20 protein-coding genes are annotated in these 22,433 nt (G+C 57.7%); 12 read left to right on the forward strand and 8 right to left on the reverse strand.

Features of this window, described 5'->3' with window-relative positions; translation table 11 throughout:
• Positions 1–168: 168 nt before the first annotated feature.
• Positions 169–3,897, reverse strand: coding sequence for a sensor domain-containing protein (locus Q6A51_RS19415; protein WP_201018806.1), 3,729 nt, complete (start codon positions 3,895–3,897; stop codon positions 169–171).
• Between the two features lie 461 nt (positions 3,898–4,358).
• Between Q6A51_RS19415 and ettA the strand changes: the two genes are divergently transcribed.
• Positions 4,359–6,023 (forward strand): energy-dependent translational throttle protein EttA, encoded by a 1,665-nt coding sequence (ettA, locus tag Q6A51_RS19420; protein ID WP_201006368.1) that lies wholly within the window; start codon positions 4,359–4,361, stop codon positions 6,021–6,023.
• Between the two features lie 48 nt (positions 6,024–6,071).
• Here ettA and Q6A51_RS19425 read toward each other — a convergent pair whose 3' ends face one another.
• The 4 genes from Q6A51_RS19425 to Q6A51_RS19440 all read right to left on the reverse strand — a co-directional run bounded on the left by Q6A51_RS19425 (position 6,072) and on the right by Q6A51_RS19440 (position 9,628).
• Entirely contained in the window at positions 6,072–6,584 is a 513-nt protein-coding gene (locus Q6A51_RS19425) for a GreA/GreB family elongation factor (protein ID WP_201018716.1), read from the reverse strand.
• 72 nt (positions 6,585–6,656) lie between these two features.
• Complete coding sequence (locus Q6A51_RS19430; protein ID WP_201018717.1) at positions 6,657–7,010, reverse strand: hypothetical protein; 354 nt, start codon at positions 7,008–7,010, stop codon at positions 6,657–6,659.
• Positions 7,011–7,223: 213 nt separating this feature from the next.
• A complete protein-coding gene (locus tag Q6A51_RS19435) occupies positions 7,224–9,077 on the reverse strand; it encodes an Lnb N-terminal periplasmic domain-containing protein (RefSeq protein ID WP_304575510.1) in 1,854 nt (617 codons plus the stop codon).
• A 62-nt stretch (positions 9,078–9,139) separates the two neighbouring features.
• A complete protein-coding gene (locus tag Q6A51_RS19440) occupies positions 9,140–9,628 on the reverse strand; it encodes a DUF3015 domain-containing protein (RefSeq protein ID WP_201006360.1) in 489 nt (162 codons plus the stop codon).
• A gap of 319 nt (positions 9,629–9,947) precedes the next feature.
• Between Q6A51_RS19440 and Q6A51_RS19445 the strand changes: the two genes are divergently transcribed.
• The 5 genes from Q6A51_RS19445 to Q6A51_RS19465 all read left to right on the forward strand — a co-directional run bounded on the left by Q6A51_RS19445 (position 9,948) and on the right by Q6A51_RS19465 (position 14,762).
• Positions 9,948–12,368, forward strand: coding sequence for a Lon protease family protein (locus tag Q6A51_RS19445; protein WP_304575511.1), 2,421 nt, complete (start codon positions 9,948–9,950; stop codon positions 12,366–12,368).
• 259 nt (positions 12,369–12,627) lie between these two features.
• Complete coding sequence (locus tag Q6A51_RS19450) at positions 12,628–12,957, forward strand: PA4575 family protein (RefSeq protein WP_201018719.1); 330 nt, start codon at positions 12,628–12,630, stop codon at positions 12,955–12,957.
• Between the two features lie 126 nt (positions 12,958–13,083).
• The gene (locus tag Q6A51_RS19455; RefSeq protein WP_201006355.1) at positions 13,084–13,572 is read left to right on the forward strand and encodes a TIGR00645 family protein; all 489 of its coding nucleotides are present in this window, start codon (positions 13,084–13,086) and stop codon (positions 13,570–13,572) included.
• Positions 13,573–13,712: 140 nt separating this feature from the next.
• Positions 13,713–14,021, forward strand: a complete 309-nt coding sequence (locus Q6A51_RS19460; protein ID WP_201018720.1) for a DUF6482 family protein — start codon at positions 13,713–13,715, stop codon at positions 14,019–14,021.
• A gap of 123 nt (positions 14,022–14,144) precedes the next feature.
• The gene (locus Q6A51_RS19465; RefSeq protein ID WP_304575512.1) at positions 14,145–14,762 is read left to right on the forward strand and encodes an FKBP-type peptidyl-prolyl cis-trans isomerase; all 618 of its coding nucleotides are present in this window, start codon (positions 14,145–14,147) and stop codon (positions 14,760–14,762) included.
• A gap of 79 nt (positions 14,763–14,841) precedes the next feature.
• Here Q6A51_RS19465 and Q6A51_RS19470 read toward each other — a convergent pair whose 3' ends face one another.
• Positions 14,842–15,084: a PA4570 family protein gene (locus Q6A51_RS19470; RefSeq protein ID WP_201006352.1), complete on the reverse strand. Its 243-nt coding sequence runs from the start codon at positions 15,082–15,084 to the stop codon at positions 14,842–14,844.
• 156 nt (positions 15,085–15,240) lie between these two features.
• A complete protein-coding gene (locus Q6A51_RS19475; protein WP_201018721.1) occupies positions 15,241–16,209 on the reverse strand; it encodes a polyprenyl synthetase family protein in 969 nt (322 codons plus the stop codon).
• A 240-nt stretch (positions 16,210–16,449) separates the two neighbouring features.
• Here Q6A51_RS19475 and rplU point away from each other — a divergent pair, with 240 nt between their 5' ends.
• The 5 genes from rplU (at position 16,450) to Q6A51_RS19500 (ending at position 20,218) form a co-directional block, all read left to right on the forward strand.
• On the forward strand, positions 16,450–16,761 hold the full coding sequence (gene rplU / locus Q6A51_RS19480; protein ID WP_201006350.1) for a 50S ribosomal protein L21: 312 nt from the start codon (positions 16,450–16,452) through the stop codon (positions 16,759–16,761).
• Positions 16,762–16,793: 32 nt separating this feature from the next.
• Positions 16,794–17,069, forward strand: a complete 276-nt coding sequence (gene rpmA, locus Q6A51_RS19485) for a 50S ribosomal protein L27 (protein WP_025261879.1) — start codon at positions 16,794–16,796, stop codon at positions 17,067–17,069.
• Between the two features lie 211 nt (positions 17,070–17,280).
• Complete coding sequence (gene cgtA / locus Q6A51_RS19490; protein ID WP_201006349.1) at positions 17,281–18,504, forward strand: Obg family GTPase CgtA; 1,224 nt, start codon at positions 17,281–17,283, stop codon at positions 18,502–18,504.
• A 97-nt stretch (positions 18,505–18,601) separates the two neighbouring features.
• The gene (gene proB / locus Q6A51_RS19495) at positions 18,602–19,720 is read left to right on the forward strand and encodes a glutamate 5-kinase (protein ID WP_304575546.1); all 1,119 of its coding nucleotides are present in this window, start codon (positions 18,602–18,604) and stop codon (positions 19,718–19,720) included.
• Positions 19,721–19,747: 27 nt separating this feature from the next.
• Entirely contained in the window at positions 19,748–20,218 is a 471-nt protein-coding gene (locus tag Q6A51_RS19500; protein WP_201018723.1) for a CreA family protein, read from the forward strand.
• A gap of 111 nt (positions 20,219–20,329) precedes the next feature.
• On the opposite strand, the gene rpsT is transcribed toward Q6A51_RS19500, so the two are convergent.
• Positions 20,330–20,608 (reverse strand): 30S ribosomal protein S20, encoded by a 279-nt coding sequence (rpsT, locus tag Q6A51_RS19505; RefSeq protein ID WP_003215870.1) that lies wholly within the window; start codon positions 20,606–20,608, stop codon positions 20,330–20,332.
• A 250-nt stretch (positions 20,609–20,858) separates the two neighbouring features.
• Between rpsT and murJ the strand changes: the two genes are divergently transcribed.
• The gene (gene murJ, locus Q6A51_RS19510; protein WP_304575513.1) at positions 20,859–22,397 is read left to right on the forward strand and encodes a murein biosynthesis integral membrane protein MurJ; all 1,539 of its coding nucleotides are present in this window, start codon (positions 20,859–20,861) and stop codon (positions 22,395–22,397) included.
• Positions 22,398–22,433: the final 36 nt, after the last annotated feature.

Raw genomic sequence — 22,433 nt, forward strand, 5'->3', positions numbered from 1 at the left:
ATGAAAGGGGTTCATTTGTCGGATGAGCAGACGGCAAGTAGGAGGGGAAGCTGCAAGCTGCAAGTTACAAGCGGCAAGCAAGAGCGGACATATGCGAGAACACACGGTCCGCTTTTGCTTTTACTTGAAGCTCCCAACTTGCAGCTTGCCGCTGTGTTCCTGTTCGACCTAGTCGAACATGAACAAAGCATCATTACTGAACTGCGCTTCAAACTGCGAGGCCGACATCGGGCGACCGAAAAGGTAGCCTTGTACTTCGTCGCAACCATGTTCGCGAAGGAATTCCAGCTGTTCGTGGGTTTCGACGCCTTCTGCGATCACCGCCAGATTCAGGCTGTGGGCCATGGCGATGATAGCGCGGGCGATCTGAGCATCCTGTTCACCCGATGGCAGGCCGTCTACGAAGGTGCGGTCGATCTTCAGGACGTCGATGGGGAACTGCTTGAGGTAGTTCAGCGACGAGTAACCGGTGCCGAAGTCATCGACCGCGATGCTCAGCCCCAGATTCTTCAGGCCATCGAGCATCTGCATGGCTTCATTGACTTCGCGCATCAGGATACTTTCGGTCAGTTCCAGCTCCAGACAGGCCGGTGGCAGGCCGGTTTCGCCCAGCATCCGGGCGATGCGGTTGCCCAGTTGGCCGTCCGAAAACTGTCTTGCGGAAATATTCACCGACACTTTCGGGACCCGCACTTTTGCCTGATGCCAGCTCTTGAGCTGACGACAGGCTTCGGCCAATACCCAGTCCCCGACTTCCACCACCAGACCGAGTTCTTCCAGAACCGGAATGAATTCGCTGGGCGGCACCAGGCCGCGACGAGGATGGCGCCAGCGCAGCAGCGCTTCGGCACCGGTCAGGCGTTTGCCGTCGCCGCTGAATTGAGGCTGGTAGTAAATCGTGAACTCTTGCTGCTCCAGGGCGTGGCGCAGGTCGCTTTCCAGTTCCAGGCGTTCCAGAGCCGTGGCGTTCATGTCGGTCTGGTAGAACTGGAAGTTGTTCTTGCCGCGCTCCTTGGCGTGATACATCGCGGTATCGGCGTTTTTCATCAACTGGCTCAACTCGTTCCCGTCCTGCGGGCTCAGAGCGATACCGATACTGGCGGTCACGAAGAACTCACGTCCCTCCAGCACGAAAGGCGTGATCAGGCTGTTGAGGATTTGCTCGGCAACATGGATGGCGCGGTTCAGGGCTATCTCACGGGTGGCGCCCGGTTGCAGCAACAGGGTGAACTCATCGCCCCCCATGCGTGCGACGGTGTCATCGTCGGCGACGCACGCGAGCAGGCGTGTGGCCATTTCCTTGAGCATACGGTCGCCGGCGGCATGGCCCAGCGAGTCGTTGATCGGTTTGAAACGATCCAGGTCCAGGAACATCAGGACCACCCAGGCTTGCTGTCTTTCGGCATGTTGCAGAGCCGAATGCAGACGGTCCTGGAACAGCGTGCGGTTGGGCAGGTGAGTCAGGGCGTCGTAATAGGCCAGGCGATGAATGCGCTGTTCGCTGGCCTTGCGCTCGCTGATATCGCTGAAGAAGCACACGTAGCTGGCCAGGTCGCCTTCATCATCCACCACGGCCGTGATGCCGACCCAGGCCGGGTAATGCTCGCCATTGCGACGCTTGAGCCAGACTTCGCCTTCCCAGGTGCCGCGCTGGTTCAGTTGTTTGAGGATATAGCGCAGGTGGGCTTCCTGCTCTCGATCCACGGTAAGCATGTTCGGTAATTGATCGAGCACTTGTGACACGTCATAGCCGCTGACCCGAGTGAAGGCGTCGTTGGCCTGGACGATATAGCCCGCCGGGTCGGTAATGAGGATCGCGGACGTCGAGTGCTCGAAAACCGTAGCGGCCATTCGCAGGTCTTTTTCGGCGCGACGCTGGATGCTGATATCGCGACCGACGCCCAGGATGCCCTCGAATATGCCGCTCTCATCCCATACCAGGACCAGCCGCAGCTCTACAGGAATCTTGCGGCCGTCGGCGCGCAGGCAATCGAACAAATAGATCTGGGTCGGGACATCGCTGCGCAACCGGGCCAGCTCCTGCGGCTTGTCGAGTACTTTCCTGATGCGCGCTATCAGGTTGTAGAAGCCCGAGAGTTGTTGCGGGTTGGCAACGGTGGAGCTCCAGCCATTCTTGATGATCCAGTCGGCGCTGTAACCCAGTACGCTCTGGACCGACGGGCTGACATAGTTGACTTCAAGCAGGCTGTCGGTGGAGAAGATGACATCGCTGATGCTCTCGGCGAGCATCCGGTAACGCTGCTCGCTGTCGCGCAGGGACTGGCTGGCTTCCACCTGCCGCGTGACGTCCTTGGCGACGCCGATGATGCGTGTGACCAGATCGTCCTTGTCCCGGGCCAGCGCCTGTTCGCGGATATCGAAGCAGCGCCAGGTGTTGTCCTTGTCGCGAAAGCGCAGGGCACATTGCAGCAGTTCGTTGTGCCCATGATGGCGTTGGCGCAGGCGCATGTCCTGATAGATCTGGGCGTCGTCCGGGTGCAGCAGTATCTCCCAGAAGAACTCACCCATGGCATGCAGCTCGCTTTTGCTGTAGCCCAGCGTCTGCCCCAGATGGTGGTTGCTGTAGATCATGCGCTGGCTGAGTACGTCCTGCACATACAGATGGTCTGGCACGGTGCGTACCACGTCTGACCAGAAACGCTCCCGCTCCTGCAATGACAGCTCTATCTGTTTGCGGCTGGTGATGTCGCCGATGCTGAGGATCACCGCATCATGATCGGACTGAGTTTCAGGCAGCCTTAATACCAGCCATAGATGCTGGTCCTGGCCGGACTCCTGAGTGAGACGAATTTCCAGTTCAAGGCGTTGCTGCCTGTTCAGGACGGCATGAATCACCTGGATACCAATGCCGGGACGAGCGCGTGATTCGCCTTCGATCAGTTGCTGCCAGGCCTCATCGCCGCACTTGATATTCAACAGGCTCAGGGCAACCTGGTTGACTTCGGTGATGCGTAACTGTTGCAGCAGTCGCTTCAGGAGCCCCGGCTGGATCTCGATAAAACGGTCGAAGTCTTCCGAGGTGCGGATCTGGAAGGTTTCGAGCTGTTCGGGCAGGTCGGACATGTCCAGTACGCAGATGGCAACGCCCGCGCCTTCGAATATGTCCTGATAGCGGCGGCGGCTTTCCAGCAGTTGGCGCTGACGACGGCGCAGGCTGAGGATTGCGGCCAGCGGCAGCAGCGAAAACAGCAGGCCGACTACACATTTCACGATCAGGGGCGCAAGCAGCTCCTGGCGTGCCTTATAGGCATCGAACAGGCCGTGCAGTTGCCAGTCGCTGTTGCTCAGTGGTTGCAGCAGGACGCTTTCGGTGTTCCCGGAGTCGGTTTGCAGCGAGGCATCGCGCAGGATGACTCGTTGGGTCACGCGGTTCTCAAGCCGCCATAGATGCTGAAAGTCCTGGCTGGGCTGCTGGATCAGCGCCTTGAGTGCATCCGGAGCCATGCGTACTGCCCAGTAGGCACCGCCAAGGCCTTCGGCCTGGTGTACGAACATGTATATCTGCGAACCGTCTTCGGAGTTGGTGTAGAAATAAGGTCGACCCAATGCCTGCTGGAGCGCACTCTTTAGAAACGCACCGTCAAGGGTAACTTCCGCACTGTCTTTGATTACGTCGCCTTCAGGGCCGAGCCATGCGACGCTGCGCAAGGACGGTACGGTTTCACGCAGTCTTTGCAGTGGCGGCTTCTGTTGCGAGGCATTACTGCCCGAGGGGGATCCCTCATCGAGCAGGTTCATGGTGATCTGGGCGCTCAGAGCCATGTTGAGGCTAAGGCGGTCGGCGAGTTGAGTGCTGTAGTCGAGACTGCGCTGCCGCTGCCGCTCTTGCGTCTGATGAAACTGCTCAAGCAGTTGCCACAGCAACAATGCAAGCATCAGTAGAACCAGCGCTGCCAGTAGCCCTTTCAAGGAACTACGCAAAGGCACAATCGTTGTGCTTTTGGCTGTTTCTAATGGCGTGGAGGGCGTTGGTGTTGGCAAATCGTTGTTCCTGACTACTGGACTGAAGCAGCGAGTGCATTATGCAATATAAGCCCGACGCCCAAAGGGCGGCTAGCATGCCCTGACTTGTAGCTAAGTGCCAGTCCTGCGGGGCCGGATCGTTTGCCCTACAGGCCGCATTCGGGTAGCTTTGCCCGATGCGCGTTGTAAACCGACTCCTGCAAGAGTGAATCCACTGTTTGCAAACATCGATCCAGCTTTATATTTGCCCGGATGCAGAAGTCCCTTCTCTGTCTGTTTCATTCAAGGCTTGGAATGGCACGGCGGCAAGTAGCATAGACAAATAAAAGCTCGCGCTTTATCAGTCACCCTCACAGACGCTAGGTTTTCATTCCATGGCTCAATACGTCTTTACCATGCATCGGCTGAGCAAAGTTGTGCCGCCGAAGCGTGAAATCCTCAAGAACATCTCCCTTTCCTTCTTCCCGGGCGCCAAGATCGGTGTTCTGGGTCTCAACGGCTCTGGCAAGTCCACGCTGTTGAAAATCATGGCCGGTGTCGATACCGAGTTCGACGGCGAAGCGCGTCCGATGCCTGAGCTGAATGTGGGTTATCTGCCGCAAGAACCACAACTTGACCCGAACAAGACCGTTCGTGAAGTGGTTGAGGAAGCGGTCAGCGTCATCAAGGACGCCCAGGCCCGCCTGGATCAGGTCTACGCCGAATACGCCGACCCTGATGCCGACTTCGACAAGCTGGCTGCCGAACAGGCCAAGCTGGAGGCGATCCTGCAGGCTGGCGATGGCCACAACCTGGAGCGCCAACTGGAAGTCGCCGCCGATGCGCTGCGTCTGCCAGCCTGGGATGCCAAGGTTTCCGTGCTGTCCGGTGGTGAAAAACGCCGTGTTGCCCTGTGCCGCCTGCTGCTGTCCGCGCCGGACATGCTGCTGCTCGACGAACCAACCAACCACCTGGATGCCGATTCGGTCGCCTGGCTTGAGCACTTCCTGCACGATTTCCCGGGTACTGTGGTTGCGATCACGCACGACCGTTACTTCCTGGATAACGTGGCTGGCTGGATTCTGGAACTCGACCGCGGCGCAGGCATTCCGTACGAGGGCAACTATTCGGGTTGGCTGGAAGCCAAGTCCGAGCGTCTGGCCCAGGAATCCAAGCAGCAGTCTGCCCATGAAAAGGCCATGAAAGACGAGCTGGAGTGGGTTCGCAAAGGTGCCAAGGCGCGTCAGTCCAAATCCAAGGCCCGTCTGCAACGCTTTGAAGAAATGCAGTCGCAGGAATTCCAGAAGCGCAGCGAAACCAACGAGATCTACATCCCGGCCGGCCCGCGCCTGGGCGACAAGGTCATCGAGTTCAAGAACGTCAGCAAAGGCTATGGCGATCGCGTGTTGATCGACAATCTGTCGTTTGCCATGCCTAAAGGCGCCATCGTTGGCGTGATCGGTGGTAACGGTGCCGGTAAATCGACCCTGTTCCGCATGCTGATGGGCAAGGAAACGCCGGATTCGGGCAGCATCGAAATCGGTGAAACCGTGCAACTGGCCTGTGTCGATCAAAGCCGTGACGACCTGGACGGCAGCAAGACCGTTTTCCAGCAGATTTCCGATGGTTCGGACCAGATCCGCATCGGCAACTACGAAATCCCGTCGCGCACCTACGTGGGGCGTTTCAACTTCAAGGGCGGCGACCAACAGAAGTTCGTCAAGGACCTCTCCGGTGGTGAGCGCGGTCGCTTGCACCTGGCGCTGACCTTGAAAGAGGGCGGCAACGTGCTGCTGCTCGACGAACCGTCCAACGACCTGGACGTGGAAACCCTGCGTTCGCTGGAAGAAGCCCTGCTGGACTTCCCTGGCGCCGCCATTGTGATCTCTCACGATCGGTGGTTCCTGGACCGTGTGGCAACCCACATCCTGGCGTACGAAGACGATTCGCAAGCGGTCTTCTTCGAAGGCAACTACACCGAATACGAAGCCGATCGTAAAAAGCGTCTGGGTGATGCAGCGGCACAGCCGCATCGTGTTCGCCACAAGAAGCTGGCCTGATAAGGCCTCTCGTCGCAATGCCGCCTTGTACGGCATTGCGATGAATGGCTACGCCCCGGCTGCTCCGTCATCGGGCTCGATCAATACGATCTCGATGACGTGATCCCCGGCCGGGCGCTTCCATAACACCTCGTCCCCCAATTGCGTCCCCAGCAATGCACGCCCCAGTGGCGAACTCCAGTTGATCAACCCCTTGGCTGCATCGGCCTGATCCTCTCCGACCAGATGCACGCGCTGGCGATTGTCCTGTTCATCCGCGAATGTCACCCAACTGCCGATCTGTACCTGTTCTGTTGAGATGGCTGGCGTAACCACCTGCGCGCTTTGCAGGCGCTGGGTGAAATAGCGCAGGTCCCGTTCAAGATCGGCCAGGCGTTGTTTATCGGCGCTGTCACCCAGGGCCGCTTGTGAGCTGTGCTGTGCATGCAATTCATTGACTTGCTGTTGCAAAAGCAAGAGCCCGTGGGCTGTTACATAGTTCGGTTGCGTGCTGACAAGGCGCTCGACCGGTTGGCTGGCCCCTGCGGCGGCATTGTCTTCGTTGACGAAAGCGCGACTCATGGTGTGTTCTCCTCTTTGGAGCTTGGGCCATGGTTGCATCTGATTGGTTTCGTCGAATGTTGCGAAGCGTCTTTAATCTGGACGATAGGCCTTGGCGGCACTTCGGGTTTTTTCACGTTCCCAGTCGCGGTCGCGATCATTCCAGACTTGTCCGGGGTCGAGCCGGTCACGCCTGTCGGCCATGGCCTGACACTGACGGAATCCGTCGTTCCAGCCTTCGGCGTAAAGCGGGTCTTTGAGATAGCGGGGGACATTCTTCTTGAACTGCCCGGTAAATGCTCCGGCTGCTTCCTTGCCGCTGCCGCAGCCATCCTGAAAACCGTCAGCGAATGCCGGTGGGTAACCTTGGGCCACTAAATGATCATGGGCGGACTGACAGCCTGTCAGCACGACAACCAGCCACAACAACACCCAGCGCAGGTTCATTTCTGTTTTCCTCTACAGGTGGCTTAAGTGTAGTGGGCGGCTTGTGAGTTATTTGTAAAAGATGTGTCGATAAATTCTATGGAGTGCCCTGCCTGTGCAGGAGTGAATTTATTCGCGAGACGCCATTGAAGGCGATGGATTCTTTTGGATATACGGGGGGCTCGTGAATGAGTTCGCTCCTACCGCCATGTGTGTTTTTTGATGAGTGCGTGCTCAATAGTGATACCACTTCACTTCAAGCATCACTTCATTCTGCGGGGTGGCCATCTGGCTGAACTCGCGCTGGGCGCTCAGGCGCAGGCCCAGGTTGCGGGACAGTTCCCATTGCTGGTTGAGGCTGATGCTGCGCCGTACTTCGCCGTTGGTGAAATAATCGCCCTTGGCTTCTAGGCTCAGGTTGCCCAGCGGGTTGCGCCAGAGCACGCCTGTATTGAACCCGGCTGCCGGCGAGACGAACGCCGAGAAGTCATTGTTGTGTTCGATCCTCACGGTGCCCAAGGCAAAGCCCAGCACTTCCTCGCCCAGTTGCCATGTTCCACCGGCACCGCCATTCACATGGCTGACGAGGTTTTCGTCGCCATGTTTGCCCAACACACGTTCCAGCCCGCCCGTTACTTGCCATGACCAGGGCTTGAGCAAGGCATTACGTGGCGTCAGAGAGCGGATGGTCGCCAGATCCAGTTGCTGCACCTGCCAGTCATTGCCTTCGTATTGGCGCAGTTTGAGCTGAAGAATCTCGATCTGTGCTCCCAGCGGGAAGCCGTAGGCGTTGTCGTTCAGGTCGTGATAGGCCATGCGCAGACCGTATTCGGCGAAGGCCCGGTCGTTGCGGCTGCCCGCGCCCAGTTGCCAGGTTCGCGACTCATGTCCTTCTTCCGGCAGGCCAGGGCGCTGGATATCCAGTTGCGGAGGCGGGTTCTGGTTGATGGCCTGCAAAAGCTCAAAGCTGCGTTGCGAGCGGGTGGCATCCCGTTCCAGGCCGTTTGCACGATAGCGTTCAAGCCGATAGGCCGCGTCCTGGATCAGGGCTCGACGTTCCTTGGGCAGAGCCAGGTACTGGTTGTCTTTGAGCTGTGTCTGGTCGGCGCTGACTTGCAATACCCACTGTTGTTCATCCGGGCTCAGTGGTTCGGCGCGGCTCAGTAATTCACGCTCGCGGGAAGGGCGGTATTCGATTTTCTCTACCAGGCCCGCAGCCTTGATAGCCTTGACGGTATCGGTGGGAATGGCCGTCAGCCCGAATTGAGGGGTCAGCTTCAGGCCTGGCCGGGCCACCTCCAACAGCTCCAGCAGGCGGTAAGAGCAGTTTTCATCGAAGAAGAAGTAGCTGAAGCGGATCTGTTTCAGCTCCCAGACATGCTCGACCATGCGTTCGGTTTCGGCTGTGGTCAGGTTCAGGCGGTACTCCCACAGGTCGCGGTTTTCCAGGCTGCGGTATTCAGAAAGCTTTTCCTGATAGGGCACCAGCGCAAACAGGCCGGGATAACCGCCCATCAGGCCTTTCCAGGCGTACAGAATGCTGTTGTCCATGCCTTCGATATAGGCGCCGAAGTTGATGGCGTAGCTGAGCAGCGTTGTACCGCTGGTCTTGGCGCTGGCCGGGTCGATGCGCAGCAGTGTGTGGCCAAACATCGAGGACGGGCTGTTGAGGTAGGCCGCAGGGAAGATCAAGACCGTGCTGTCAGGGGCAACATCCTTGAACCAGGCCTTGAACTCCTTGCAATCCACGCTGGGCAGGTCGGTCAGTTGCAACTGGTCGCGCAGCCAGCGAGTGCGCGATGGATAGACGCACTGTGCATGTGTCTGCTCGTTACCGACAGGTGCGTAAAGGGCTTCAAGGGTGGCGCTCAGCTCCGCCTTGGGGTCATGGGCACCCTCGGCAGAGAGAAAGAATCTGGGGTCGTCGACGTAACTGCGCCAGCCGCCCAGCTTGCCTGCTTCGTAATGGCCCAGAGAAAGCCAGAAAGGTTCATTGGCCAATTGCTGCAAACGGTCTGCGCTCAGGTGTGGAGCGGCAGACAACGGGGCACAGACACACAGCGCCAGGTACGCAAGACGTTTGAGCATAGAGAGCAACTTGTCAGGAGATGGGGACCCGCCCTTCGGAGCCGAAAGGCGGGCAAACGACTTTAGGCCTGGGTAGCGTATTTGGCCAGGGTCGGATCGTTTTTCAGAACGTTGAGTGTGTTGCTATGAACGTCTTCAGCGGTGGTGTCGGCTTTGCTGAAAATTTGCGAGAAGTGCTCGTGGGTGACTGCGGCGAAATGCGCACGATCTTCTGGTGCAACGCCCAGTACGACCGCATAGGTAGTCAGTGCCTCGCCTTGGCCCATGGCCATGTCTTTGGAGAGCTCATCCATCATGCCGTTCATGGCCAGCCAGGATTTGCCGCCGTAGGTCAGTGCGCCGTTGGTGGAGCAGCCGTTGGTGCCGGAGGTCATGCCGAAGGTGGCGTTGCCGGAAGTGCCGTTGGTGGTGGATGCCAGGAAGTGAGCTGGTGTGCCACGCTGGCCTTCGAACAGCATGTTGCCCCAGCCGCAATCAGGACCGCCGGGTGCTTGTGCCATAGCGTTGATAGAGACTGCGGTGAAGAGCGTTCCAAGAAGAATCCGTTTCATAGCTTTTTTCTCTTTTATGTCAACCGAGGTCGGGGTTCTTGAACCGGTTTGGCGTGACAAGCCTTGTGTTTGCTGACTTCTCGCACCACCGATACATCAAGGCAAATGGCTATTTGTAACCACATGCGCAGTTTGGAGTTTAGGTCGGTTCCAAGGGTTCCGTGGCCGATTGCAGATTTATTCGCGTCATGAGGGTTTTTTGTGTTCCCGCAGCCATGTTCGCGGCGGGAACGGACATTCCGGGCTTTCCCGTCTTGCAAGTCTTGTCCGGCGAGCGCCAGAATGCCGACATCTGCCCCGCCTGATGTAAGGAACACTGATGCCCGATTCTGTCGCAGCCAGCCTTCGTCTAGCGCCACAAGCGCTGACACGCCCGTTTTCCGCTGAACAGTTCAGCTTTTCGACGACCAATGATCTGGAGCCCTTTCGGGGTGTCCTCGGCCAGGAGCGAGCCGTAGAGGCCTTGCAGTTCGGGGTCGCCATGCCGCGTCCCGGTTATAACGTGTTTGTCATGGGGGAGCCCGGCACGGGCCGGTTTTCGTTTGTAAAACGCTACCTCAAGGCCGAGGGCAAGCGCATGCAGACCCCGTCGGACTGGGTCTACGTCAATAATTTCGATGAGCCGCGCGAGCCCAAGGCACTGGAGCTTGCACCGGGCAGCGCTCAGGATTTCATTGCCGACATCGGCGTCTTGATCGATAACCTGCTGGCGACCTTTCCGGCGGTATTCGAGCACCCGTCGTATCAGCAGAAGAAGAGCGCCATCGACCGCGCCTTCAACCAGCGCTATGACCGTGCTCTGGACGTGATCGAGCGCCTGGCGCTGGAGAAGGACATTGCGCTGTACCGCGACAGCTCCAATATTGCCTTTACGCCAATGGCTGATGGCAAGGCGCTGGACGAGGCCGAGTTCTCCCAGTTGCCGGAAGCCGAGCGGGAGCGTTTCCACGAAGATATCTCCGGTCTTGAAGAGCGCTTGAACGAAGAACTGGCCAGCCTGCCGCAATGGAAGCGTGAGTCCAGTAATCAACTGCGCCACTTGAACGAAGAAACCATTACCCTGACTTTGCAGCCTATTCTGGCGCCACTGTCAGAAAAGTATGCGGAGAACGCAGCCGTCTGCGCGTATTTGCAGGCGGTGCAGGTCTATCTGCTCAAGACGGTTGTCGAGCAACTGGTCGATGACAGCAAGACCGATGCCCAGGCGCGCAAGCTTCTGGAAGAGCAATACAGCCCGAGCCTTGTGGTGGGTCATACCCATAGCGGTGGCGCGCCTGTGGTGTTCGAGCCGCATCCGACTTATGACAACCTGTTTGGCCGTATCGAGTACAGCACAGACCAGGGTGCGCTCTACACCACCTATCGCCAGTTGCGTCCCGGTGCATTGCATCGTGCCAATGGCGGTTTCCTGATTCTTGAAGCGGAAAAGATGCTCAGCGAGCCGTTTGTCTGGGATGCGCTCAAGCGCACGCTGCAATCGCGCAAGTTGAAAATGGAGTCGCCTCTGGGCGAGATGGGGCGTCTGGCGACAGTCACGCTGACCCCGCAAGTGATCCCGTGGAACGTCAAGATCATCATCATTGGTGCGCGTTCGCTGTATTACACCTTGCAGGACCTGGACCCTGACTTTCAGGAGATGTTTCGGGTACTGGTGGATTTCGATGAAGAAATCCCGATGGTCGACGAAACTCTGGAGCAGTTCGCCCAGTTGCTGAAAACCCGTACTTCGGAAGAAGGCATGGCGCCGCTGACGGCTGATGCCGTTGCCCGTCTGGCAACCTACAGTGCGCGTCTGGCCGAGCATCAGGGGCGCCTGTCGGCGCGTATCGGTGATTTGTTCCAGTTGGTCAGCGAGGCTGATTTCATCCGCCAACTGGCCAACGAAGAGCAGACCGATGCCGGGCACATCGAGCGTGCGCTCAAGGCCAAGGCCACGCGCACCGGGCGTGTCTCGGCCAGGATTCTCGACGACATGCTGGCCGGTATCATCCTGATCGATACCGACGGTGCTGCGGTCGGCAAGTGCAACGGGCTGACGGTGCTGGAGGTCGGTGATTCGGCGTTCGGTGTCCCTGCGCGCATTTCGGCAACGGTCTACCCCGGTGGCAGTGGCATTGTCGACATCGAGCGTGAGGTCAACCTCGGGCAGCCGATTCACTCCAAGGGCGTGATGATTCTTACGGGGTATCTGGGTAGCCGCTATGCGCAGGAATTCCCGCTGGCGATTTCGGCCAGTATCGCGCTGGAGCAGTCCTACGGTTATGTCGATGGCGATAGCGCCTCGCTGGGTGAGGCCTGCACACTGATTTCGGCGCTTTCGCGTACGCCGCTCAAGCAGTGCTTTGCGATTACCGGCTCGATCAACCAGTTCGGTGAAGTGCAGGCGGTGGGCGGGGTCAACGAGAAGATCGAAGGCTTCTTCCGTCTCTGCGAAGCCCGTGGTTTGACGGGAGAGCAGGGCGCGATCATTCCGCAGGCCAACGTCGCAACCCTGATGCTTGATGAGCGCGTGCTGCAAGCCGTGCGCGCCGGGCAGTTCCATGTGTATGCGGTGCGTCAGGCGGACGAGGCATTGAGCCTGCTGGTCGGCGAGCCTGCCGGTACGCCGGACGAGAATGGCGAATTCCCCGAAGGCAGCGTCAACGCCCGCGTGGTGGAGCGCTTGCGCGATATCGCGGAAATGCTCAGCGATGAAGACCTCAAGGAAGAACTGGAGAAGGAGCCCGAGCTAAAAGCCTAAGACTCGTATTCTCTGGGTATACGGGCCTCTTCGCGACTGAAGTCGCTCCTACGGAACCACAGCGTCTGTGGGAGATTCATTCGCGAGGCGGCATTGAAGTCGATACATACAGAAAGCAGGCCGGATGCCGTTCATCCGGCCTGCTTTTGTTCTGAGGCTTTTCTTCTATTCTGTGTGATTACCGCAGTGGCCAAATGGACTGGCGCGTCACTCGCTTGAACAGGGGATGACGAATACTGTCGCTAACGAGGAACTCGCCATGCCGCGTAGCCTCTGTCTTACCCGTCAATGCCTGGGGCTGATGACCCGCATTGAATGTGTCATCCGGCCTCTTCCCGACGATGGAGGCATGTGGATGTTGCTCTTCGCCGCCGGGATGTCCGGCGAACAGCCTTCAGCCATCAAGTCTCAAGGGCCGTTCCGTGGTCTGCTGGCCGCTGAGTCGGTATTGCTCGCCATCTCCGAAAGCCTTGTCCTGCATGGTTATCAAGGTGCCGGCGATGTGCCGATCTGGAGGCTGCATATGCAAGGTGAACTGCGCCGTATCAACAGTGACATTGCCCGCTATCAGCGTTCGTTTCCCTTCTAGGTGTGGGGCACAGGCCGTATTCACCATGACTGGTGAAGGTTTTTCTGTGTCATTTTGTCGCAACTCTAGAGCTGCGGGTTCTCGCTGATATACTCGCCCGTCATTCCAAATCACTGGCGAGTCTCAATGGAACGTTTTTTCGAGAATGCGATGTACGCATCGCGTTGGCTGCTGGCACCCATCTATTTCGGGTTGTCCCTCGGGTTGCTGGCTCTTGGCCTGAAATTCTTTCAGGAAGTATTCCACGTTCTCCCCAATATCTTTTCCCTGGCCGAGGCTGACCTGATCCTGGTCCTGCTGTCGCTGATCGACATGGCGCTGGTGGGCGGTCTGCTGGTCATGGTGATGATTTCCGGCTACGAGAACTTCGTCTCGCAACTGGATATCGACGAGAACAAGGAAAAGCTCAACTGGCTGGGCACGATGGATTCCTCATCGCTGAAGATGAAGGTCGCGGCCTCTATCGTGGCGATTTCTTCCATCCACCTGCTGCGCGTCTTCATGGATGCCAAGAACATCGAGCCGCAATACCTGATGTGGTACGTGATCATTCACATGACCTTTGTGGTGTCTGCGTTTGCGATGGGGTATCTGGACAAGCTGACGAAACACTAAGAGCTGCTCAGCATCTTGCCGCCCGCCCTCTGTGTTCAGTGATGAACAAAGAGGGCGGGCGGTTTCGTTTCTGGCGTCTTGTGCCTTGATGAGGTAGAAAACCGGTACTGATTCTTCCAGAGCAACTGCGAGGTTCGATCATGAATGTTCAGGAATTTACCGATCATGCCCATGCGGGGCGTGTCGATGAGCTGAATCTGATTTCCATCGAAGGCGGTATCTACCTGCTTGAAGTATGCATGGAGGGCGGTTCCCGGATGTTGAAGAGCCCTGAGGGCAAGACGATGCATCTGCGCTCGGTCGAGCATGCCCGGGATCTGCTCAAGACCTTGCCGGTGGTGCCGTTCTATCTGGTCCATGCGGTCGTTCATGACGAACTGTGTGGCATGCCGGTCAATGACCGGTCTGTGATGCGCCTGCCGATCTCCTTTCATTCATCCTGGTCCTGACTGCGATAGGGCGTCACAGCCAATTGTGCTAGGCTGCTTGCCCTTTTGGTTCGGGGCGCATCAGGGTGAATGGCGATTTTTCCCGCTGTCTGCTGTCTGGGTGTCCCTCTACGGAGCAGCGTCATGTCCGAAGTCAATCTGTCCACCGACGAAACCCGCGTCAGCTACGGCATTGGCCGTCAGTTGGGCGACCAACTGCGTGACAACCCGCCACCGGGCGTCAACCTGGAAGCCATCCTGGCAGGTCTGAGCGATGCGTTCGCTGGTCAGCCAAGCCGTGTTGGTCAGGAAGAAATGTCCGCCAGCTTCAAGGTTATCCGTGAAATCATGCAGGCCGAAGCGGCTGCCAAGGCTGAAAAGGCTGCTGGCGCTGGTCTGGCTTACCTGGCTGAGAACGGCAAGCGCGAAGGTGTGACCACTCTGGCTTCCGGTCTGCAATTCGAAGTACTGACCGCTGGCGAGGGCCCTAAGCCTACCCGTGAAGATCAGGTTCGCACTCACTACCACGGCACCCTGATCGACGGTACTGTCTTCGACAGCTCCTACGATCGTGGCGAGCCTGCTGAATTCCCAGTGAGCGGTGTTATCGCTGGCTGGACCGAAGCACTGCAACTGATGAACACTGGCAGCAAATGGCGCCTGCACGTGCCGAGCGAGCTGGCTTACGGCGCTCAAGGCGTTGGCAGCATCGCACCGCACAGCGTCCTGGTATTCGACGTAGAGCTGCTGGCCGTTCTGTAATCCGGTTATTGCCTGATGCAGATGGCTGCTGAACGAATCGCGTTGATTCGTTCAGCAGCAGTGCGTGAATGAGCCATGTTCAGTGCAACTCACCTATCGGGCGCAATGCCCGCGCATAACAGAACAGAAACAGATTACGCACCAGTTCCTTGAGCACCATCGGCTCGCTGGAGTTGAGGCTGTTTACATCAAGGTCGCCCTGATCGCGTAACTCCTCCAACGCTTCCTCCTCAAGTACGGCACAGACTTCCCCGGTCTCGCGGTGAAGAATTCTCAGATAGGGTTGCGGGCGGTCCAGCCATGCATCGATCAAATAAGTCATGTTCCATCTCCTGCTTTCGATTTGATGAGAATAATTCCTATTACGATAATAGCAAGCTTCTATTTGAGATTAATTCGCATTTTCTGCCCGATGGTTGATCTGCGTCCATGAAAAAGCCCGTCACGGAGGACGGGCTTCTTGTCTTGCCGACGAGTGTCAGTGAGTGCGGGCGACCGCGAACTCACTCAGCTCTACCAGGGCGTCGCGGTATTCGCTTGGCGGCAGGGTATCCAGGCAAGCGATGGCGCGTGCGGCATAGTCGCGGGCCAGTTGCGCGGTGTAATCCAGGGCGCCGGCTTTTTCGACGGCGTCACGGATGCTTTCCAGATCTTCCAGGCCGCCTTTTTGAATGGCCTGACGAACCAGTGCAGCCTGTTCCGGCGAACCTTCACGCATGGTGTAGATCAGCGGCAGGGTCGGTTTACCTTCGGCCAGATCGTCACCGACGTTCTTGCCCAGGGTTTCGGCATCGCCACGGTAGTCCAGCAGATCGTCGACCAGCTGGAAGGCTACACCCAGATGGTCGCCGAAGGTGCGCAGGGCTTCGCTCTGTTCGGTATTGGCGTTGCACAGGGCGGCAGCGCTGTGGGTCGAGGCTTCGAACAGCATGGCTGTCTTGCCGCGAATCACTTCCATGTAGGTTTCTTCCGTGGTGCTGGCATCGCGGATCTTCGACAACTGCAGGACTTCGCCTTCGGCGATGATCCGCGTGGCCTTGGACAGGATCTGCATGACCGGCATCGAGCCCAGTTCGACCATCATCTCGAACGAGCGCGAATAAAGGAAGTCACCGACCAGTACGCTTGGGGCATTGCCCCACAGGGCATTGGCGGTGGAGCGACCGCGACGCATGCCGGACATGTCGACGACATCGTCATGCAGCAGGGTGGCGGTGTGCAGGAACTCGATGGTGGCGGCCAGGAGGCGCAGGTCGTCGCCTTCGCGGCCCAGGGCTTTGCCGCACAGGAGTACCAGCAGCGGGCGCAGGCGTTTTCCGCCGGCTGACGTGATGTAATCGCCGATTTTCGAGACCAGCGGTACGCGCGACGTCAGTTGCTTCTTGATGATAAGGTCAACGGCACTAAAGTCGTCCGCCACCGCGCGGTAGAAGGCTTGGGGTTGCATCAGCGACAAGTGCTCCAGATAGGTTGCGCCGCATGCTAGGTTGCAGGGTAGGGCATGTCAAGGTATGCCGTCCGGGGCCTTGCAACCCATCCTTGCCTTGCGTACAATCGCGCACCCTAACTTTCCTGGGCAGCACCTGCCTTACGCAATTGCAAGCAGGCCGTTCCAGCCTGATGCAGCCATGCCAGCCGATACTCTTCTTATAAAGAGCTGGGTGAGCAGGATTTTCGGAGAAATACCATGTACGCAGTAATTGTTACCGGTGGCAAGCAGTACAAAGTCGCCCCAGGTGAATACCTGAAAATTGAAAAACTGGAAGTCGCTACTGGCGAATCCGTCACTTTTGACCGCGTCCTGCTGGTTGGCAATGGCGACGACGTCAATATCGGTGCTCCAGTTGTTGCTGGCGCTACCGTCGTGGCTGAAGTAGTTTCGCAAGGTCGTCACGACAAGGTTCGCATCATCAAGTTCCGTCGTCGTAAGCACCACATGAAGCGTATGGGCCACCGCCAGTGGTACACCGAGATCAAAATCACAGGTATTCAGGCTTAATTCAGCCTAATCCTCATTTGGAGAATTGACTCATGGCACACAAAAAAGCTGGTGGTAGTACCCGTAACGGTCGCGACTCAGAAGCCAAACGCCTTGGCGTGAAGATGTATGGCGGCCAGGCTATCGTTCCAGGCAACATCATCGTGCGTCAGCGCGGCACCCAATTCCACGCTGGCTATGGCGTTGGTATGGGTAAAGATCACACCCTGTTCGCGAAAGTGGAAGGCGTGATCAAGTTTCAGGTTAAAGGCGCCTTCGGTCGTCGCTACGTGAGCATCGTTCCGAAGACTGAAGTCTCCGCAGCGTAATTGCGCAGTAGCTTGAAAAGCCCTGTCTTGCGACGGGGCTTTTTTGTTTGTAGTAGAGGTTGGTGAGTCTCTTGCAAAACTGTTTGTGCGGGCTGTTGTGATGTGGACCTTCCGGGTCGCTGGTTTCTGATCGGTATCGCAACGCTCATTTTTGCAAGAGTCTTATGTATTTATGTGGTTCTGCTCGTCCCTGTGGCGGGAGGCGTGCGTTATGAAGTTTGTAGATGAAGTTTCCATTCGAGTAAAAGCCGGTGACGGCGGCAACGGTTGCATGAGCTTCCGTCGCGAAAAATTTATCGAAAACGGTGGCCCTAACGGCGGCGACGGTGGTGATGGCGGTTCGGTCTATATGATCGCCGACGAAAACCTCAATACGCTGGTCGACTATCGCTATACCCGTCATTTCGACGCCGAGCGCGGCTCGAATGGCGGCAGCGCCGATTGCACGGGTCGCAAGGGTGAAGAACTGGTGTTGCGCGTGCCGGTCGGAACGACCGTGATCGATGCGACAACCCAGGAAATCATCGGCGACCTGACCAAGGACGGCCAGCGTCTGCTCGTTGCTCAGGGCGGCTGGCATGGCCTGGGTAACACCCGTTTCAAATCCAGTACCAACCGTGCCCCGCGTCAGACGACACCGGGCAAGCCGGGTGATCAGCGTGATCTCAAGCTGGAGTTGAAAGTGCTGGCTGACGTCGGCCTGCTGGGCTTGCCGAATGCGGGCAAGAGCACCTTCATTCGTTCGGTGTCTGCGGCCAAGCCTAAAGTGGCTGATTACCCGTTCACGACCCTGGTGCCTAACCTGGGTGTGGTCAGTGTCGATCGTTGGAAGAGCTTCGTCATTGCCGATATTCCCGGCTTGATCGAGGGTGCATCCGATGGTGCTGGCCTGGGTATTCGCTTCCTCAAGCATCTGGCGCGTACGCGCCTGTTGCTGCACCTCGTCGATATGGCGCCGCTGGATGAAACCAGTGCCCCGGACGCGGCAGAGGTCATCGTCAATGAGCTGATCAAGTTCAGTCCTTCCCTGGCTGAGCGTGATCGCTGGCTGGTGCTGAACAAGTGCGATCAGATTCTTGAAGAAGAGCAGGAAGCTCGCAAGCAGGAGATTGTCGATCGTCTCGGCTGGACGGGGCCGGTCTACGTGATCTCTGCCATCGCGAAGGAAGGTACCGAGCAGTTGTCTCGCGACATCATGCGCTACCTTGAAGAGCGTAGCCTGCGTCTGATCGAAGAGCCTGGCTATGCTGAAGAGCTTGCCGAGCTGGATCAGCGCATCGAAGACGAGGCGCGTGCCCAGTTGCAGGCGCTGGACGATCAGCGTGCCCTGCGTCGTAGCGGCGTGAAGAGCGTGCATGACATTGGTGAAGACGATTGGGATGAAGATGATGTGGACGATGAAGATGGTCCGGAAATCATTTACGTCCGAGACTGATCGCTTGCAGTAAACTTGAACGCCGCTACTGACTGATAGCGGCGTTTTTGTATCTCGAATCCGTATTAAGAAACTCTCTGGCTAAGGTTGGAAGATGATGCGCAGCAAAGTGACGGGTGCCCAGCGCTGGGTCGTGAAGATCGGCAGTGCCCTGCTGACGGCGGATGGCAAGGGGCTGGATCGCTCGGCCATGGGTGTGTGGGTGGAGCAGATGGTGGCGCTGCATGAGGCGGGCGTCGAGCTGGTTCTGGTTTCTTCCGGGGCGGTCGCTGCCGGTATGAGTCGCCTGGGCTGGTCTGTGCGACCCAGTGCGATGCATGAGCTTCAGGCTGCTGCTGCCATCGGTCAGATGGGGTTGGTGCAGGCTTGGGAGTCGAGCTTTGCCGAGCATGATCGGCATACCGCGCAGATTCTTCTGACTCATGACGATCTGTCCGATCGCAAGCGTTATCTGAACGCTCGCAGCACTTTGCGTACGTTGGTTGAGCTGGGTGTTGTGCCGGTTATCAATGAAAACGACACGGTCGTGACCGACGAAATCCGTTTCGGTGACAACGATACGCTGGCGGCGCTGGTGGCCAACCTGGTCGAGGCTGATCTGCTGGTTATCCTGACGGATCGCGACGGTATGTTTGATGCTGATCCGCGCAATAATCCTGAGGCTCAGCTCATCTATGAGGCGCGTGCCGACGATCCGGCGCTGGATGCGGTGGCTGGTGGCACGGGCGGTGCTCTGGGTCGTGGCGGCATGCAGACCAAATTGCGTGCGGCGCGTCTGGCGGCTCGTTCCGGTGCTCATACGGTGATTGTGGGTGGTCGCATCGATCGGGTGCTGGCGCGCCTCAAGGCGGGTGAGCAGTTGGGTACATTGCTGTCGCCTGAGCGTGAAATGCTCGCGGCCCGCAAGCAGTGGCTGGCTGGTCATTTGCAGACTCGCGGCACGCTGGTGCTCGACGGTGGTGCGGTGGCGGCCCTGGTCAATGATCACAAGAGCTTGCTGCCTGTGGGTGTAAAGGTGGTTCAGGGCAGCTTCCGTCGTGGCGAAATGGTTGTATGTGTTGCGCCTGATGGTCGGGAAATTGCCCGTGGGCTGAGTAACTACAGTGCTGTCGAGGCGCAGAAGATCATTGGCCAGTCATCCGATGCCATTGTGCGTGAGCTTGGCTACATGGCTGAGCCCGAGCTGATTCATCGGGATAATCTGATTCTCGTTTGAGTCAGGCCCTCAAAAAAGGAAGGTTCGATGCGAGTCATGAAGGCTTTTTTGGCGGCGCTGCTGGTCATGCCTGCTTTGGCTGCGGCTGAAGAGATTGGCCAGGTCTCCACGGTGTTCAAGTTTGTCGGTCCCAATGACCGGATCGTGGTCGAGGCTTTTGATGATCCCAAGGTCGAGGGCGTGACTTGTTACCTGTCACGCGCCAAGACGGGTGGTGTGAAGGGTGGTCTGGGGTTGGCCGAGGATCGTGCTGAAGCCTCCATTGCCTGTCGTCAGGTCGGGCCGATTCGCTTCCAGCCGCCGCTCAAGGATGGTGAGGAGGTGTTCAAGGAGCGTACATCGCTGGTCTTCAAGACGATGCAGGTGGTGCGTTTCCTGGATGAAAAGCGCAATACGCTGGTTTATCTGGTCTACAGCGACCGGATTATCGAGGGTAGCCCGCAAAATGCGGTGACCGCGATTCCGATCCTGCCGTGGCCGCATGCGGCTACGCCGTGATTTGATGGTTTCGTAGGGGGGGGGATTCATTGGCGAATTCTTCCCCTTGTTCGCGATATTGCAGGCAATAAAAAACCGACCCTTGGGTCGGTTTTTTAACAAGCAGATCGCTTAGGCGGCAGCAGCAAGGTTCAGAGCCTTGATGTGACCGTTCAGGCGGCCTTTATGGCGAGCAGCTTTGTTCTTGTGGATGATGCCTTTATCGGCCATGCGGTCGATAACAGGAACAGCCAGAACGTAAGCGGCTTGCGCTTTTTCTGCGTCTTTTGCGTCGATGGCTTTGACTACATTCTTGATGTAGGTACGAACCATGGAACGCAGGCTGGCGTTGTGGCTGCGACGCTTCTCAGCCTGTTTTGCACGTTTTTTGGCGGAAGGTGTGTTGGCCACCGTCGAGCTCCTCGAAAGACTTTTATGAAATAGCTAACAAAATAGGCCGCGAATCATGCCGATGAGTTTGTCACTTGTCAAGGGCAGTTGAGGTGTTCCGCTGAGTGGTCGCTATCTGAACCCGGATATTTATTTCCGGCGTACGACCTGTAAACTCGCGGACTTTCGCTCCGGGCTTTTTGCGGCGCGCAGTATCGCATAAATGAAGGCCCGAACGCCTATCCTTTAGCCAGGACTCGACACTCTTTCAATGAATCTACTCAAGTCGTTAGCAGCCGTCAGCTCTATCACCATGCTTTCCCGGGTACTGGGCTTCATTCGCGATACCATCATTGCCCGCACGTTCGGGGCCGGGATGGCAACGGATGCTTTCTTCATTGCCTTCAAACTGCCTAATCTGCTGCGCCGGATCTTTGCCGAAGGTGCCTTTTCCCAGGCCTTTGTGCCTATCCTTGCCGAATATAAAAGCCAGCAGGGCGAAGAGGCGACCCGCACCTTTGTGGCCTATGTCACGGGCCTGCTCACGCTGGCGCTGGCGCTTGTCACATTGCTGGGCGTCATCTTTGCGCCCTGGGTGATCTGGGCCACTGCGCCGGGCGTTGTCGATTCTCCGGAAAAATTCACCCTCACCGCAGATCTGCTGCGGGTGACTTTTCCTTATATATTGCTGATCTCCCTGTCATCCATGGCCGGTGCGATTCTCAATACCTGGAACCGTTTTTCTGTGCCTGCGTTCGTGCCGACGCTGCTTAACGTCAGCATGATTTTCTTTGCACTGTTCCTGACGCCTTATTTCGATCCGCCGGTCATGGCGCTGGGCTGGGCGGTACTGGCGGGTGGTTTGTTGCAGTTGCTGTATCAACTGCCACACCTGAAGAAGATCGGCATGCTGGTCCTGCCGCGTCTCAATTTGCGGGACTCGGGTGTCTGGCGTGTGATGAAGCAGATGCTGCCTGCGATCCTTGGCGTTTCCGTCAGTCAGATATCTCTGATTATCAACACGATATTTGCCTCGTTCCTCGTCGCAGGTTCTGTGTCGTGGATGTACTATGCCGACCGCCTGATGGAGTTGCCGTCCGGTGTGCTGGGGGTTGCGCTGGGGACGATCCTGTTGCCGATCCTGTCGAAAACCTATGCCAACAAGGATCGTCAGGAATATTCACGGATTCTCGACTGGGGTTTGCGTCTTTGCTTTGTGCTGGTCTTGCCCTGCACACTGGCGCTGGGCCTGCTGGCTGAGCCGTTGACCGTTTCTCTGTTTCAGTACGGCAAGTTCGACGCGCTGGATGCGGCCATGACCCAGCGTGCGCTGGTGGCTTATTCGGTAGGATTGCTGGGGATCATCCTGATCAAGGTGCTGGCTCCCGGTTTTTATGCCCAGCAGAATATTCGCACACCAGTGAAAATCGCCGTTTTCACCCTCATTGTTACCCAGTTGCTCAATCTGGCGTTTATCGTGCCGTTGCAGCATGCGGGTCTGGCTCTGGCCATCAGTGTAGGGGCGTGCATTAACGCCGGGTTGCTGTTCTGGCAGTTGCGCAAGCAGGAGCTGTTTCAGCCACAGCCTGGCTGGGCGAAGTTCCTGTTCAAGCTGATCCTGGCCGTTGCGGCCATGTCGGCAGTCCTGCTAGGGCTGATGCATGTAATGCCGGCCTGGAGCGAAGGGCATATGCTTGAGCGTTTCGTGCGCCTGGGCGCGCTGGTCGTGGCGGGTGTGGTGGTTTATTTCGGCATGTTGCTGTTGCTGGGTTTTCGTCTCAAGGATTTTGCCCGAAAGGCTGTCATGTAGACGTTGTTTTAAGTGGTGGCTGTCGGAATTTCGCAT

Source organism: Pseudomonas serbiensis, assembly GCF_030580745.1.
GTDB lineage: Bacteria > Pseudomonadota > Gammaproteobacteria > Pseudomonadales > Pseudomonadaceae > Aquipseudomonas > Aquipseudomonas serbiensis.